Below are 15473 nucleotides of genomic sequence, written 5' to 3'. Positions count from 1 at the left end.
GCCGGATCGCCGTACGGGGGCCAAGTGGCGGGCCATCCGGGTCAGCCGGGGCGCGGGGCGGGACCGGAGGCGGGGCCGGGCGGGGCGCGAGGCCGCACTCGTTCTCGTACAGGGGTTCGACGGGGCGTGGCTCCCGGGGCCGTCCGTGCGAGGATCGGGGCGAGAGCTTCAAGGACAACGGAAGGCACATCGTGGCTGAGCAGCTTTACGCCACCCTCAAGACCACCTTCGGCGACATCCAGGTCCGGCTGCTGCCGGACCACGCCCCGAAGACGGTCGCGAACTTCGTCGAGCTGGCCAAGGGCGAGCGCGAGTGGGTCAACCCGGCGACCGGCGAGAAGACCAACGCGCCGCTCTACGACGGCACGATCTTCCACCGCGTGATCCAGAACTTCATGATCCAGGGCGGCGACCCGCTCGGCAACGGCACCGGCGGCCCCGGCTACCAGTTCGCCGACGAGTTCCACCCCGACCTGCGCTTCGACCGCGAGTACCTGCTCGCGATGGCGAACGCGGGCCCCGGCACCAACGGCTCGCAGTTCTTCATCACCGTGAGCAAGCCGGACTGGCTGAACAACAAGCACACGATCTTCGGCGCGGTCGAGGACGAGGCGAGCCAGAAGGTCGTCGACGCGATCGCCGGCACCGCCACCAACCCGCGCACCGACCGTCCGCTCAAGGACGCCGTCATCGAGCAGGTGGTGATCGAGAGCCGCTGAGGCGCTCTCGCGCGTTTCCCGCGCGGGGTCCCGCGGGGCCGCAGTGAGTCGCGCGGGGATTCCCGGAGCCGGGTCTCCCCGCCACGGGCTCCCCGGCCCGCCCAGCGGGAGCCGAGCCGCGCGGGAACAAAACGCCCCGTCCATCCGTCAAGGGGGACGGGGCGTGCCCACGTCCCGACCCCGCCGAGCGGCGGTGGCGCACTCGGCTCAGGGAGGAGCCCCATGGACCCGAAGGACCAGCCCGGCAGCGCCGGTGTGCCGGGCGGGGAGCCGACGGGACCGGGCGGCCCCGGAGCGGCCGGACCGGGCGGCCCGGAGGCGGCGGCCCCCTCGTGCTACCGCCACCCGGGGCGGGAGACGGGCATCAGCTGCACCCGCTGCAAGCGGCCCATCTGCACGGACTGCATGATCAGCGCCTCGGTCGGCTTCCAGTGCCCCGACTGCGTACGGCAGGGCGGCGGCCCCGTGCCGGTCCCGGCGGGCGCGCCCGGCGGGGCGAGCGCGGCGGCGCGGGTGTCGCGGCCGTGGCAGCGGGGTGGCGGCGCGGGCGGTGCTCCGCGCGGGGACGCCCGGCCGCGGACCCTCGCGGGCGGAGTCGTGCAGGGCGATCCCCGGCTGGTCACCAAGATCCTGATCGCGCTCAACCTCGCGGTCTTCCTGCTCGTGCAGGCCGTCCCCGATCAGCAGCGGCTGCTCGAAAACCTGGAGATGATCGGGCGGGCGCTTCCCTACTACGGCGCCGACCACCTCGTCGGGGTCGCGGAGGGCGAGTGGTACCGGCTGCTCACCGCCGCCTTCCTGCACCAGCAGATCTGGCACATCGCGGTCAACATGCTGAGCCTGTGGTTCCTCGGCCCGGCCATCGAGTCGATGCTGGGGCGCGCGCGCTTCCTCACCCTCTATCTCCTCGCCGCCGTGGGCGGCAGCGTGGCCTGCTACCTCTTCGCGGCCCCCAACACCGCCTCCCTCGGTGCCTCCGGCGCGATCTTCGGCCTCTTCGGCGCGACCGGCATCCTCGTGCTGCGCGTCCGGGCCGATGTCCGGCCCTTCGTCGCGCTGCTCGTGATCAACCTGATCATCACCTTCGGCTGGAGCAACATCTCCTGGCAGGCCCACATCGGTGGCCTCGTCGTCGGCGTGCTCGTCGCCGCCGGACTCGTCTACGCGCCCCGCCGGCACCGCGCGCTCGTGCAGTGGGGGACGTGCGCCGTCGTCCTCGTCGCGCTCGTCGTCTGCGTGCTCGTCCGTACCGCCGCCCTGACGTGAGCTGACCTGCCCCGGCCTCTGAGCGGCTCGCTCACCGGAGCGAGCCATCGAGGGCCACCGCTCCCCGCTTATGCACAGGTGTTCGAATGTTCGAGCCCAGTTGTCCACAGCTCGTACACGGGCGGTGTCGCGAGGTGTGCGTTCGGAGGAGGGGCTGGAGGGTGTGGGGCACCGTACTGGCCCTGACCTGCGGGTTCGTGAGGAGCTTTTTCTGTCGAGCCGCGTTCGAACGTGCACGCGGGAGGGGTTCCGGCATGCCCTTCGCGGTCATACCGGCGTCAACCCTCTGAGAGTTATCCACAGATCGTCTGAACTTTTCCCCAGTGTGGATAGCGCTGTGGATAACTCAGGGCAGGGCTTGTGCACGGCCCTGTGCGCGGGCACGCCGAAGGCCGGAGTCCCGGTGGACCAGGACCCCGGCCGGTACGGCTCGCGCGCTACTTCCAGCGGGTCGATACGCCGAAGCCCGCGGCGATGAAGCCGAAGCCGACGAGGATGTTCCAGTTGTCGAGCGAGTCGATCGGCAGACTGCCGTCCGTCACATAGAAGACGACGATCCAGGCGAGCCCGAGGGCGAACATCGCCAGCATCAGCGGGGCGACCCAGCTTCCGTTGCTGAGCTTGACCGTCGTCGCCTGCTGCTTCGCGGCGGGCGGCGGCGTGTAGTCGGCCTTCTTGCGGATACGGGACTTCGGCACGAGGGGGCTCTCCTGTCGATGCGCTGTTCGGTGCGGAGCCGTACGAGGCCGGCCGCAAGGAACGGGGCGGGCGCTCTTCGGGCGCTCGGGCGGACCCCGGGACCCTCCGGGCGTCCGTTAGCGTAGTGCTTCCACGGCGCCGAAGGAGATCAGGGTACGTTGAGCAATTCTGCCGACTCCCCCCCGAAGCGATCCAGCCCCGCAGGCCACGGGTTCCGCTTCCGCCCCGCGAGAATCCTCACCCTCGCGGTCTTCGCCCTCGCCGGGCTGATCTTCTTCACGAGTTTCCACACCGCGCGCGGCACCAACATCCGTACCGACGCCTCGCTCCTCAAGCTCTCCGACCTCATCAAGGAGCGCAGCGACAAGAACGGCGACGCCGAGCGCGAGAACACCGCGCTGCGCCGCCACGTCGAATCGCTCGCCGCCCGCGACGACGGGCGCAGCGAGGCCGAGGACAAGCGGCTGACCGGGATCGAGGACCGCGCCGGCACGCGGCCCGTGCGCGGCCAGGCCGTCTCCGTCACGCTCCAGGACGCGCCCCCCGACGCCGGGCCCAAGCTCCCCGGCTACCCGGAGCCGCAGCCCAACGACCTCGTCATCCACCAGCAGGACCTCCAGGCGGTCGTCAACGCGCTGTGGCAGGGCGGGGCGCGCGGCATCGAGGTCATGGGGCAGCGGCTCATCTCCACGAGCGCGGTGCGCTGCGTCGGCAACACCCTGATCCTCCAGGGCCGCGTCTACTCGCCGCCCTACAAGATCACCGCTGTAGGTGACCCCGACAAGCTGCGCACGGCCCTTTCGGAGTCCTCCGCGATCCAGAACTACATGCTCTACGTCAACGCCTACGGGCTCGGCTGGAAGGCCGAGGACGAGGGCACCAGGACCCTGCCGGGGTACACCGGCACGGTGGACCTGCACTACGCGGAGCCGGTGGACTGAGGCCGCGCGGGCCTCCGCGGGCCCCATGAGGCCCGGCGCAGCACCGCAAGGTGGGGCGGAGCGCGGCAAGAGTCCACCGGCTCCGCGCGAGGCGTGGAGCCCCCGCGAGGCCGCGCGGAGTCCCGGCGAGGTCCCGCAGGGTAAAGAACAACCTCGCGCCGCACCAAGGCTTTCCGCAGCACGCCCACGCGGCGGGCCCTCGTCCCTTTAGGCTGGGGCCGCACCCCCGGAGCCTTCGGGAAGGCCGGGGTGACGGCAGCGAACGGCACAACGGCAAGAGCGACAGCAGGGACGGCACGGCACATGTACGGGTGGATCTGGCGGCATCTGCCGGGAAACACGTGGATCAAGGCGCTTCTCTCGCTCGTCCTCGCCCTCGCCGTGGTCTTCCTCCTCTTCCAGTACGTCTTCCCGTGGGCGGAGCCGCTGCTCCCCTTCAACGACGTCACCGTCGACCAGGGAATGCGAGCAGTGCGATGACCACCGAGGCCCCCGCCCGTACCGCGAGCCGGGTGCTCGTCGTCGACAACTACGACAGCTTCGTCTTCAACATCGTCCAGTACCTCCACCAGCTCGGTGCCGTGTGCGAGGTGCTGCGCAACGACGAGGTGAGCACCGCCGACGCCGATCCGGCCCGCTACGACGGCGTCCTGCTGTCCCCGGGCCCCGGCACCCCCGAGGAGGCCGGGGTGTGCGTCGAGATGGTGCGGCACTGCGGGGACACGGGCCTGCCCGTCTTCGGGGTCTGCCTCGGGATGCAGTCGATGGTCGTCGCCTACGGGGGCGTCGTGGGCCGGGCCCCCGAACTGCTCCACGGGCGGACCTCCGAGGTGCTGCACGAGGGCGGTGGCGTCTTCTCCGGGCTCCCCTCGCCCTTCACCGCGACGCGCTACCACTCGCTCTCCGCCGAGCCCACCGGACTGCCGGAAGTCCTGGAGGTCACCGCGCGCACCCGCGACGGGATCATCATGGGTGTGCGCCACCGCGAACTCGCGGTCGAGGGCGTGCAGTTCCACCCCGAGTCGGTGCTCACCGAGCACGGCCACCTCATGCTCGCCAACTGGCTCGCCGCCTGCGGCGACACGGGCGCGGTCGGCCGCTCGGCAGGACTCGCGCCGGTGGTGGGCAGGGCCTCGGCGTGACCGCGCTGCGGCCCGAGCACGAGACGGGACGCGAGCCGCGCGCGCCGTTAACGGACACGCCGGTCATGGGCACACCGGTCATGGGCACACCGGTCATGGGAACGCCCGTCGTTCCCGCCCCCGCGGCGGCCCCGAGCCCCGAGTCCCCGCAGGCCCCGGCCTCCGAAGTCTCGCGGGCCCCGGCCTCCGGAGCCCCGCAGGCCGGGGCTCCGGAGGGTCGGGAGACCCCGGGGCCTGACGACGACTCCACGATGGCCCTGCGGCTCCCGGCGAGCCTCCTGGACGCGCGGGGGGCCGTCCCCGCGCGGCCCCCGGCCTCCGGGTCCCCCGCCCCCGGGTCCCCCGTCTCCGTGCCGCCCGTCCCCGGGCCGCCTCCCGGCGAGGGCCGTGCCGCGCGCCGCCGCGCCGCCGCGAAGGGCGCCAGGGGGACGGGCTCCGCCGGGGCGTCCCGTACCGGCCAGGGACGCCGCCGCGCCGGAGGGCATCGCCGTACCGCCCCCGGAGCCCCCGCCCCGGCCCCGGCGAGTGCCGTCGGCAGCCCGCCGCAGGACGGGCGGCCCCTCTCGCGCGTCGAGGCGCGCAGGGCGGAGCGGGCGCGCAGGCCGAGTGCGGGGACCCGCGTCAGCGCGGCGCTCGGCGAGGGCTTCATCACGCTCGGCCTCGTGATGCTCCTCTTCGTCGCGTACCAGCTGTGGTGGACGAACGTGCGCGCGCACCGCGAGGCGAACGGCGCCGCGCACCAGCTCCAGGACGACTGGGCCGACGGCAAGCGCAGCCCCGGCGCCTTCCAGCCCGGCGAGGGCTTCGCGATCCTCACGATCCCCAAGCTCGACGTCGTCGTCCCGATCGCCGAGGGCGTCAGCAAGGCGAAGGTCCTCGACAAGGGGATGGTCGGCCACTACGGGCAGGGCGCGCTCAAGACGGCGATGCCCGCCGCGAAGAGCGGCAACTTCGCGCTCGCTGGACACCGCAACACGCACGGAGAGCCCTTCCGTTACCTCAATCGCCTCAAGCCGGGTGACCCCATCGTCGTAGAAACCCGCGATACGTATTTCGTGTACAGAATGACGAGCATCCTCCCGCAGACCTCGCCCGCGAACACCGCCGTCCTGCACCCCGTACCGGCCGGATCGGGCTTCACGAAGCCGGGCCGCTACCTCACTCTGACGACCTGCACGCCGGAATTCACCAGTACGTACCGGATGATCGTCTGGGGCAAGATGGTCGAGGAACGGCCGCGGGGCGAAGGCAAGCCCGACGCGCTGCTGTGAGCGAGCGCGGGCCGAGGAACGGGGCGTACAGAGTGTCGGCAACCAAGGACGAGACGGCGCCCGCGGACGGCGCGGAGACCGAACCGTCCGAATCCGCCGGGCGACCGCGCCGCGGCAGGGCCGCCGGGTTCCTCGGATTCCTCGGCGAGCTGCTGATCACCACCGGACTCGTCCTCGCCCTCTTCGTCGTCTACTCGCTGTGGTGGACCAACGTCGTCGCCGACCGCGAGGCGGGCCGGCAGGGCGACCGCGTGCGCGACCACTGGGCGCGGCAGCCGAAGCAGGGTTCCAGGGCCTTCGACGCGAAGAGCGGCATCGGCTTCCTGCACGTACCGGCGATGAAGAACGGCGAGGTGCTGGTCAAGAAGGGCACCGCGACGGACATCCTCAACGACGGCGTGGCCGGTTACTACACCGACCCGGTCAAGTCCGCGCTGCCGCAGGACGAGAAGGGGAACTTCACGCTCGCCGCGCACCGCGACGGGCACGGCGCCAAGTTCCACAACATCGACAAGCTCGACAAGGGCGACCCGATCGTCTTCGAGTCGAAGGACCGCTGGTACGTCTACCGCGTCTTCGCGATCCTCCCGCAGACCTCGAAGTACGACGTCGAGGTGCTCGACCAGGTGCCGGAGAAGGCGGGTGTGAAGAAGCCGGGCAGGTACATCACGCTCACGACGTGCACGCCTGTCTACACGTCGAACTACCGGTACATCGTGTGGGGCAAGCTCGAACGGGTCGACCCGGTCGACGCGAAGCGGACGCTTCCCAAGGAACTGCGCTAGCGGACCGCGCGAGGCCGAAGAAGCCGCTCACGAAGACGGAACGCCCCCCAGGACGGAACGCCCCTGAGGGCGCAGCGCACAGGAAGAGGGGCGCCCCCGCTGCGGGGGCGCCCCTCCTCGTACGCGTACTGGCCCTACCGGCCCGGCATCGTGTAGACCGTCACGGGCGTGTCCTTGTCGACCTCCGAGCCCGGTCCCGGGTTGGAGTTGATGACCCTGGAGCCCGGGTCGTTCGGCATCCCCGGCTGGACGTTCACCTGGAGCCCGAGGCCGCCGAGGATGCCCTGCACCTCCTGGAGGGACTTCATGCGGATGTCCTCCGGGATCTTGACCTTCTCGGGCTCCTGCTCCTCCGGCTTCTTGGCGACCGAGAGGGTCACGACGGAGTCCGGCTCCGCCTGCGTGTTGGGGGCGAGGCTCTGCTCGAAGACGGTGCCCTCGGGAACGGTGTCGTTCTCCTTCTCGACACAGTTCGCCTTGAGGTTGCTCTTCTCCAGCTGGGCCGTCGCGTCGTCGCAGCTCTGGTTGACGACGCTCGGGACCGTGGCCATCTCCTTCGCGCGCGCAACGGTGAGCGTGATCGTCTTGCCGATCTGAAGGTCGGTGTCACCGTTCGGGCTCTGCTCGATGACCACGCCCTCCTTCTGCTCCGACTCCTTCGTCTCCTGCTTCACCTCGAAGCCGAGCTTCTGGAGCTTGGCCTGCGCCGTCTCGTAGGTGAGCCCGGTGACGTCGGGGACGGTCTCCTTGGGGGCGCCCGTGGAGATGGTCAGGGTGATCGTGGAGCCCTTGTCGACCTCGGTGCCCGCGACCGGGTCCTGCTTGCAGACCTTCTTCGCCGGCTGGTCCTTGCAGGGCTCGCTGACCTTCTTCAGCTCGAAGTCGCCGTTGTTCTGCGCCATGACCTTCGCCTCGGCGAAGGTCTTGCCCACGTAGCTCGGCGCGGTGACCTTGTCGCTGCCCTTGTCGTCGCCGCCCATGAACTTGCTGCCGATGAGGATCGCGCCCACGAGGACGAGGACGCCGGCGACGACGAGGAGGATCGTCGAGGTGTGGTTCTTCTTCGGTGGCGCCTGCCGCCGCCGTCCGCGCGGCTCCTCGCCGTAGCCGTAGCCGCCGTCGTCCGGGTTGACCGGGGGCAGCATGGAGGTGGGGCCCGCGCCGTTCTGCCCGTTGAAGGCCTGCGTCGGCTGGTCGCCGCCGTAGCCGTAGCCGCCGCCCGCGCCCGCCATGCCCATCGCGGCGCTCGCGGCGACCGGGCGGCCTTCGAGGAGCGCCTCGATGTCGGCGCGCATGTCGTCGGCGGACTGGTAGCGGTAGTCCGGGTCCTTCACGAGCGCCTTGAGCACGATCGCGTCCATGTCGGGCGTGATCTCGGGGTCGAAGACGCTCGGCGGCTGCGGCTCCTCGCGTACGTGCTGGTAGGCGACCGCGACGGGTGAGTCACCGATGAACGGGGGCCGCACGGTGAGGAGTTCGTAGAGCAGGCAGCCCGTCGAGTACAGGTCGGAGCGCGCGTCGACCGTCTCGCCCTGGGCCTGCTCGGGGGAGAGGTACTGCGCGGTGCCGATGACGGCCGCGGTCTGCGTCATCGTCATACCGGAGTCGCCCATCGCGCGGGCGATGCCGAAGTCCATGACCTTGACCTGCCCGGTGCGCGTCAGCATGACGTTCGCGGGCTTGATGTCGCGGTGAACGATCCCGGCGCGGTGCGAGTACTCCAGCGCCTGGAGGATGCCGATGGTCATCTCCATCGAGCGCTCGGGCAGCAGCTTGCGCCCCGAGTGCAGGAGTTCGCGCAGCGTCGAGCCGTCCACGTACTCCATGACGATGTACGGGATCGAGACGCCGTCGACGTAGTCCTCGCCGGTGTCGTAGACCGCGACGATCGCCGGGTGGTTGAGCGAGGCCGCGGACTGGGCCTCCCGCCGGAACCGGGCCTGGAACGAGGGATCACGGGCGAGATCGACGCGCAGGGTCTTGACCGCGACGGTGCGGCCGAGACGGGTGTCGTGGGCGAGGTACACCTCGGCCATGCCACCGCGGCCGAGCACGTGGCCCAGCTCGTACCGGCCGCCGAGGCGACGCGGCTCTTCCATAACTGATCCAGCCCTCTCCGTCGATCCCGACCGCACCCGTGTGTGGTCCGGCGGTGTGCTGTCCGGCTTACCGTACCCGCCCCGTACCACGCCTCCCGGCCCGGACCGGCAAGCTGATACCGGACCGGTACCGCCACGTGCGCGGATGCGGCGGGGCCGTGACCGGCTTCACCCGGGAGGGGCGATTCCGGTCACCTCTCGCACCGCCGGGACCCCGCTTCCGGGGCACGCGGGGGGTCACTTCTTGACGACCGCCTCCATGACCGCCTTGGCGATCGGCGCGGCGAGACCGCCACCGGAGATGTCGTCGCGCCCCGCGGCGCCGTCCTCGACCACGACGGCGACGGCGACGGGGGAGCCCTCGCCGGTCTTGGCGTAGCTGACGAACCAGGCGTAGGGCAGCTCGCTGTTCGCGACACCGTGCTGCGCCGTACCGGTCTTGCCGCCCACGGTGACGCCGGGGATCTTCGCGTTGGTTCCCGTGCCCTCGTTGACGACGGTCTCCATCATCGACTGGAGCTTCTGCGCGTTCTCCGCCGACAGCGGGCGGCTCATCTCCTTCGGCTCGGTCTTCTCGATCGTGTCGAGGCTCGGCGACTGGAGCTCGCTCACCATGTACGGCTTCATGAGCTTGCCGTCATTGGCGACGGCCGAGGCGACCATGGCCATCTGGAGCGGGGTCGCCGCGGTGTTGAACTGGCCGATCGAGGACTGCGCGACGCCGTCGGGCGACATGTCCTTGGAGAAGTTCGAGGCGGCGGTGCGCACCGGGACGTCGTGCTTGGCGTTGAAGCCGAACTTCTCGGCCTCCTCCAGCATCGTGTCCTGCCCGAGGTCCGCGCCGATCTTGCCGAAGACGGTGTTGCACGAGTACTTGAGCGCGTTGCGCAGCGTCGCGTCCTTGCAGGGGATGTTCCCCTCGTTGTTCAGCGGCGTCTTCGTGCCGGGCATGATCCACGGCAGCGGCGTGTCCGTCTTCTGGTCCGGCTGGTACTTGCCGCTCTCCAGCGCCGCCGCCGCGGTCACGACCTTGAAGGTCGAACCGGGCGGGTACGTCTCGCGCAGCGCGCGGTTCGTGAGCGGCTTGTCCTTGTCCTTGTCGAGCTTCGCGAAGGTCTCGCCGTCCTTGTTCGAGATCCCCGCGAAGGACGAGGGGTCGTACGAGGGCGTCGAGGCCAGCGCCAGGATCGCGCCCGTGGACGGGTCGATCGCGGCCACGGCGCCCTTGCGGGAACCGAGCCCGTCGAACGCGGCCTTCTGGGCGGCTGTGTTGATCGTCGTGACGACGTTGCCGCCCTGCTTCTTCTTGCCGGTGAGCATGTCGAGCGTACGGCGGAAGAAGAGCCGGTCGTCGTTGCCGGTGAGGATGTCGTCGTTCAGGTTTTCGAGCTGCGTCGCGCCGATGAGCTGCGAGGAGTACCCGGTGACCGGCGCCCACATGGGACCGTCCTTCCAGGTGCGCTTGTACTTGTAGCTGACTCCGTTGGTGTTCTTCGAGCCCGTCACCGGCTTGCCGTCGGCGATGATGTCGCCGCGCGGCTGGGCGTAGCGCTCGATGGTGACGCGGGGATTGGCCTCATCGCTCTGGAGGCTGTCGGCCTTGACGTACTGGATCCAGTTGTCGCGGAGCAGCAGCGCCAGGACGAGCAGCCCGCAGAAGATGGCGATGCGACGGAGCGGCTTGTTCACGGGCGGACCACCTGCGTCATCTCGGCATCGGAGTTCTGTGCGGGTGCCGGGGCCGGCCTGCGGGCCGTATCGCTGATACGGAGCAGGATGGCGATGAGCGCCCAGTTGGCGATGACGGAAGAACCGCCGTATGCGAGGAACGGCATCGTCATACCGGTGAGCGGGATGAGGCCCATGACACCGCCGGCGACGACGAAGACCTGGATCGCGAGGGCCCCGGAGAGGCCGGCCGCGAGCAGCTTGCCGAAGGGGTCGCGGGCGGCGAGGGCGGTGCGCAGGCCGCGTTCGATGATGAGCCCGTAGATGATCAGGATCGCCATGAGACCCGTGAGCCCCAGCTCCTCGCCGAAGGTGGCGAGGATGAAGTCTGAGTTGGCGGCGAATTTGATGAGGTCGGAGTTGCCCTGGCCGAGTCCGGTGCCGAGGGTGCCGCCGGAGCCGAAGGACCAGAGCGCCTGCATGGCCTGCTCGGAGTGGCCCCCCACGCCCTTCTGACTGAGCGAGAACTCGCGCATCGGGTCGAGCCACGCCTGTACACGGCTGTGTACGTGCGGTTCAAAGGAGGCGACACCGACCGCGCCGACCGCCGACATCAGCAGACCGAAGATGATCCAGCTCGTGCGCTCGGTCGCCACGTACAGCATGACGACGAACATCCCGAAGAAGAGCAGCGAGGTACCGAGGTCGGTCTCGAAGATCAGGATGAGGATCGACACGACCCAGACGGCGATGATCGGGCCGAGGTCACGGCCGCGCGGCAGGTACAGGCCGAGGACGCGGCGGCTCGCGAGGGCGAGCGCGTCCCGTTTCACCATGAGGTACCCGGCGAAGAAGACCGCGATGACGATCTTCGCGAACTCCCCCGGCTGGATCTGGAATCCGCCGACGCGGATCCAGATCTTCGCGCCGAAGACGTTCACGCCGAGCCCCGGCACGAGCGGCAGGAGCAGCAGGAAGATCGCGCCGACCATGGAGATGTACGTGTACCGCTGGAGGATGCGGTGGTCCTTGAGCAGCGCGAGGACGCCGACGAAGAGCGCGATGCCGATCGCCGAGTACATGAGCTGCTTGGGCGCGGCGAGCGAGAACGTCGGTAGTTGCTGGAGGCGCGGGGACTGGTCGAGCCGCCAGATGATCACCAGCCCCAGCCCGTTGAGCAGCGTCGCGAGCGGCAGGAGCAGTGGATCGGCGTACCGGGCGAAGCGGCGCATCACGAGGTGCGCCACGCCCGCGAGGAGGCCGAGCCCGACCCCGTACCCGAGCAGGCCCGCCGGGAGCGAGCCGTCGATCGCGAGCCCGACGTTCGCGTAGGCGAAGACCGGGACGACGACGGCGAAGACGAGAAGGGCGAGTTCGGTGTTGCGGCGGCTGGGCGCGCCGATGGAACCGATGGTCGAGGTCTGTGTCGTACTGCTGCTCATGGTGTGATCCGGCCCCCTGTGGCGCTTACTGCTTTCCGCACAGCGGGACCAGCTTCTGCTCTTCCTCCGAGAGGCTGGGGCCGGGCGACGGGCTTGCTGCGGTCTTGGTGGCGTGCCAGGCGACGGGGTTCGCGGTGCTCGTGCCACCGGGCGTGGTGCCCGGGGTGACGCCCTGCGGGGTCCCCGCGCTGTCCTGCCGCTCCTTGTCCCGCTGCTCCTTCGCGCGCTTGTCCCTGGCCTCCTTCTCGGCCTGGGCCCTGGCGGCTGCCTTGCGGCGCTCGGCGTCCTTCTTGCAGGCGCCGGCCTGGGTGTTCAGCTCCTCGATCTTCTTCTGGGCCTCGGCGCGCGAGGACTCCGTGATCGTGCTCTCGACCTGCTTCTTCTGGTAGGGCGGCAGGTACTTGAGTTCGATCTCGGGGTGGGAGCGGGCGACCTTCGAGAGGTCGACCCAGGCGAGGTCCTGGCTGATGCCCTGGTAGAGGGCGACGTGGTCGTCCTCGACGCCCACGTAGTACTGGTTCTGGGTCCAGCGGTAGCCGCCGTAGAGGCCGCCGCCGATCACGGCGAGCGCGACGACGGTCCACAGGCTCCGCTTCAGCCAGCGCCTGTCGCCGCGCGGTTTCCCGTAGTCGCCGTCCTCGTCCCAGTCGTCGGAGGAGTACGAGGCCCCCCCGCCGGAGCCCGCGGAAGCCTGCGCCTGGCGGCCGAGGCCCGAGGCGCGACCGGCCGGGGTCTGCATCGCGCCGTCGTCGTGGGACGGGTGCTGGGTCTCGGCGACCGCGCCGACGACGACGGGCGTGTCGTTGAGGGCGACGGACATCGTGTCGGCGTGGTCGACGTCGAGGACGTCGGCGACGATGACCGTCACGTTGTCGGGGCCGCCGCCGCGCAGGGCGAGCTGGATGAGGTCCTGGACCGTCTCCTGCGGGCCCTGGTAGCTCGCGAGGGTCTCCTCCATCGTCTGGTGGCTGACGACGCCGGAGAGCCCGTCCGAGCAGAGCAGGTAGCGGTCGCCCGGACGCACCTCGCGGATGGAGAGATCGGGTTCGACCTGGTCGGCGCTGCCGAGGTTGCGCATGAGCAGCGAGCGCTGCGGGTGCGTCGTGGCCTCTTCCTCGGTGATCCGGCCCTCGTCGACGAGGCGCGCGACCCAGGTGTGGTCCTGGGTGATCTGGGTGAGGACGCCGTCGCGCAGGAGGTACGCGCGCGAGTCGCCGACGTGGACGAGGCCGAGGCGCTGGCCGGTCCAGAGCAGCGCGGTGAGCGTCGTGCCCATGCCGTCGAGCTGGGGGTCCTCGTCGACCATGACGCGCAGGCGCTCGTTGGCGCGCTGCACGGCGACGCCGAGCGAGGTGAGGATGTCGGAGCCGGGGATCTCGTCGTCGAGATCGACGAGCGAGGAGATCACCTCGGAGCTGGCGACCTCGCCCGCCGCCGCGCCGCCCATGCCGTCGGCGATGGCGAGCAGCCGGGGGCCGGCGTAGCCGGAGTCCTCGTTGCCCTGACGGATCATGCCCTTGTGCGAGCCGGCGGCGAAACGCAGCGAAAGACTCATGCGTACCTCGCCTCTCGGCTGGTCCGGGGACAACCGGTCCTGTCGAGCCACACTGCCCACCCTCCGGTCGGGAGCACGGTCGGTTCCGCGTCGGGGACCGCCGCGGCGGACGCCTTCACGTGCGCCGGGGTTCGCTCGCTCCGCTCGCTCATTTGTCGTACTACTTCCGCAGCTCGATCACGGTCTTGCCGATGCGGATCGGCGCGCCCAGCGGGACGGGGGCCGGCGTGGTGAGCCGGTTGCGGTCCAGGTAGGTGCCGTTGGTGGAACCGAGGTCCTCGACGATCCACTGCCCGTCGCGATCGGGGTAGATCCTGGCATGACGGCTGGAGGCGTAGTCGTCGTCGAGGACGATCGTGGAATCGTGCGCGCGGCCGAGCGTGATGGTCTGCCCCTGGAGGGCGACCGTCGTGCCCGTGAGACTGCCCTCGCTGATGACCAGCTTGGTGGGCGCGCCCCTGCGCTGCCGGCCGCCCTGCTGCTGGCGCTGCGGCGGGGGACTGCCGGCGGCGCGTGCCCTGCCCCCGTCGCCACCCCCGCGCTGGGCCCGGCGCTGCGAACCGCGCTGGGTGACACGCGTACCGAACAGGTCGCTGCGGATGACCTGGACGGCCACGATGACGAACAGCCACAGAACAGCCAGGAAACCCAGCCGCATGACCGTCAGGGTCAGCTCTGACATTGCCCCCGCTTCACCCTTCGGCTTGCCGGAAAATAATGGTCGTGTTGCCCACGACGATCCGCGAGCCGTCGCGGAGCGTAGCGCGGGTGGTGTGCTGCCCGTCCACCACGATGCCGTTGGTGGACCCGAGATCCTGGATCGTCGAGGGCGTTCCGGTCCGGATCTCGCAGTGCCGGCGCGAGACGCCGGGGTCGTCGATCCGCACATCGGCTTCGGTGCTGCGGCCGAGCACCAGCGTCGAGCGGGTGATCTGGTGGCGGTTGTTGTTGATCTCGACCCAGCGTCTGATCCGGTCCTGCCCGCCGAAGCCGCCGGGCGCGGGGCGCACGGGCTGGGCGTGGGGCTGGCCGGGAGGCGGGCCCTGGGGCATCGGCGGTGCGCTCACGGGGCGGGGCGGGTAGCCGTAGCCGGGCGGCGCGGCGGGCGGCTGGTGCTGCGGCTCGGCGCTGGTGCTGGAGGCGAGCGTGCGGCTGCGGACGCGGTAGAGGCCGGTGTCGAGGTCCTCGGCGCGCTCCAGGTGGACCTTGATGGGGCCCATGAAGGTGTACCGCTGCTGCTGGGCGTAGTCGCGCACCATGCCCGCCAGCTCGTCGCCGAGCTGCCCGGAGTACGGGCTGAGGCGCTCGAAGTCGGGGGCGCTCAGCTCGACGATGAAGTCATTGGGCACGACCGTCCGGTCCCGGTTCCAGATCGTCGCGTTGTTGTCGCACTCGCGCTGAAGCGCTCCGGCGATCTCGACGGGCTGCACCTCGGACTTGAAGACCTTGGCGAAGGTGCCGTTGACCAGACCTTCGAGGCGCTGCTCGAACCGTTTCATGACTCCCATGAGGGCACCTCCCAAGCCGTGCTCGTCGCTGTACTGCGTCTGTACCGCGTTCTGTACTTCCTGCGTACCGCTACTGGTACTGCTTACTGATCGTATCCACGCGCGGGGAAAACAGGTGGTTCCCCATGTCGCCTCCGGCCACGAGTGTCGCCCCTCACAAGACGTACCCGCCGACAGTGCCGCGAGTGCGCCGAATCCGGTACAGATACGCGGTGTTGGTCCGTGAGCCGCTTCCGCCCCCGTCCTCTCGAACAGGGATCGTAAAGCCGCTCACCGCCCAGTGTCCCCCACCTCGGCCCCGAGCTGCGCGGGGGCGGGGTCGGGACGGGGGTGACAGGGGGAGCGAAGGGGGCGGATGGGGGGCGCTCCGGGCGGGGC

General features: G+C 70.4%; 14 protein-coding genes. 7 read left to right on the top strand and 7 right to left on the bottom strand.

The window, feature by feature from the left end; genetic code table 11:
* The first annotated feature begins 191 nt into the window (after positions 1 to 191).
* Positions 192 to 719, top strand: a complete 528-nt coding sequence (locus tag IF99_RS0110080) for a peptidylprolyl isomerase (protein WP_030996049.1) — start codon at positions 192 to 194, stop codon at positions 717 to 719.
* Positions 720 to 941: 222 nt separating this feature from the next.
* The gene (locus IF99_RS0110075; protein WP_030996048.1) at positions 942 to 1985 is read left to right on the top strand and encodes a rhomboid family intramembrane serine protease; all 1044 of its coding nucleotides are present in this window, start codon (positions 942 to 944) and stop codon (positions 1983 to 1985) included.
* A gap of 437 nt (positions 1986 to 2422) precedes the next feature.
* Here the strand turns inward: IF99_RS0110075 and crgA are convergent, their stop codons facing one another.
* Positions 2423 to 2683: a cell division protein CrgA gene (crgA, locus tag IF99_RS0110070; RefSeq protein ID WP_030996046.1), complete on the bottom strand. Its 261-nt coding sequence runs from the start codon at positions 2681 to 2683 to the stop codon at positions 2423 to 2425.
* 159 nt (positions 2684 to 2842) lie between these two features.
* Between crgA and IF99_RS0110065 the strand changes: the two genes are divergently transcribed.
* From IF99_RS0110065 to IF99_RS0110045, 5 genes are all read left to right on the top strand, one after another.
* Positions 2843 to 3625: a DUF881 domain-containing protein gene (locus IF99_RS0110065; RefSeq protein WP_030996045.1), complete on the top strand. Its 783-nt coding sequence runs from the start codon at positions 2843 to 2845 to the stop codon at positions 3623 to 3625.
* A gap of 303 nt (positions 3626 to 3928) precedes the next feature.
* Positions 3929 to 4105, top strand: a complete 177-nt coding sequence (locus IF99_RS34290; protein ID WP_030996044.1) for a hypothetical protein — start codon at positions 3929 to 3931, stop codon at positions 4103 to 4105.
* Entirely contained in the window at positions 4102 to 4767 is a 666-nt protein-coding gene (locus IF99_RS0110055) for an aminodeoxychorismate/anthranilate synthase component II (protein WP_030996043.1), read from the top strand. Before IF99_RS34290 ends, IF99_RS0110055 begins: the two co-directional genes overlap by 4 nt.
* The gene (locus IF99_RS0110050) at positions 4764 to 6038 is read left to right on the top strand and encodes a class E sortase (RefSeq protein WP_030996042.1); all 1275 of its coding nucleotides are present in this window, start codon (positions 4764 to 4766) and stop codon (positions 6036 to 6038) included. Before IF99_RS0110055 ends, IF99_RS0110050 begins: the two co-directional genes overlap by 4 nt.
* A gap of 32 nt (positions 6039 to 6070) precedes the next feature.
* On the top strand, positions 6071 to 6823 hold the full coding sequence (locus IF99_RS0110045; protein WP_030996041.1) for a class E sortase: 753 nt from the start codon (positions 6071 to 6073) through the stop codon (positions 6821 to 6823).
* 134 nt (positions 6824 to 6957) lie between these two features.
* On the opposite strand, the gene pknB is transcribed toward IF99_RS0110045, so the two are convergent.
* The 6 genes from pknB to IF99_RS0110015 all read right to left on the bottom strand — a co-directional run bounded on the left by pknB (position 6958) and on the right by IF99_RS0110015 (position 15095).
* Entirely contained in the window at positions 6958 to 8922 is a 1965-nt protein-coding gene (gene pknB / locus IF99_RS0110040) for a Stk1 family PASTA domain-containing Ser/Thr kinase (RefSeq protein ID WP_030996040.1), read from the bottom strand.
* 237 nt (positions 8923 to 9159) lie between these two features.
* Positions 9160 to 10611 (bottom strand): peptidoglycan D,D-transpeptidase FtsI family protein, encoded by a 1452-nt coding sequence (locus tag IF99_RS0110035; protein ID WP_030996039.1) that lies wholly within the window; start codon positions 10609 to 10611, stop codon positions 9160 to 9162.
* Positions 10608 to 12032: an FtsW/RodA/SpoVE family cell cycle protein gene (locus tag IF99_RS0110030; protein ID WP_030996038.1), complete on the bottom strand. Its 1425-nt coding sequence runs from the start codon at positions 12030 to 12032 to the stop codon at positions 10608 to 10610. Before IF99_RS0110030 ends, IF99_RS0110035 begins: the two co-directional genes overlap by 4 nt.
* A gap of 25 nt (positions 12033 to 12057) precedes the next feature.
* A complete protein-coding gene (locus IF99_RS0110025) occupies positions 12058 to 13587 on the bottom strand; it encodes a PP2C family protein-serine/threonine phosphatase (RefSeq protein ID WP_030996037.1) in 1530 nt (509 codons plus the stop codon).
* Positions 13588 to 13747: 160 nt separating this feature from the next.
* Positions 13748 to 14269, bottom strand: coding sequence for an FHA domain-containing protein FhaB/FipA (locus IF99_RS0110020; RefSeq protein WP_030996036.1), 522 nt, complete (start codon positions 14267 to 14269; stop codon positions 13748 to 13750).
* A 10-nt stretch (positions 14270 to 14279) separates the two neighbouring features.
* Positions 14280 to 15095: an FhaA domain-containing protein gene (locus IF99_RS0110015; protein ID WP_030996035.1), complete on the bottom strand. Its 816-nt coding sequence runs from the start codon at positions 15093 to 15095 to the stop codon at positions 14280 to 14282.
* Positions 15096 to 15473 lie beyond the last annotated feature (378 nt).

Origin of the sequence: Streptomyces sp. NRRL F-5630, assembly GCF_000719475.1 — a bacterium.
Taxonomy (GTDB): domain Bacteria; phylum Actinomycetota; class Actinomycetes; order Streptomycetales; family Streptomycetaceae; genus Streptomyces.
This window is presented reverse-complemented; position numbering and strand designations above follow the sequence as displayed.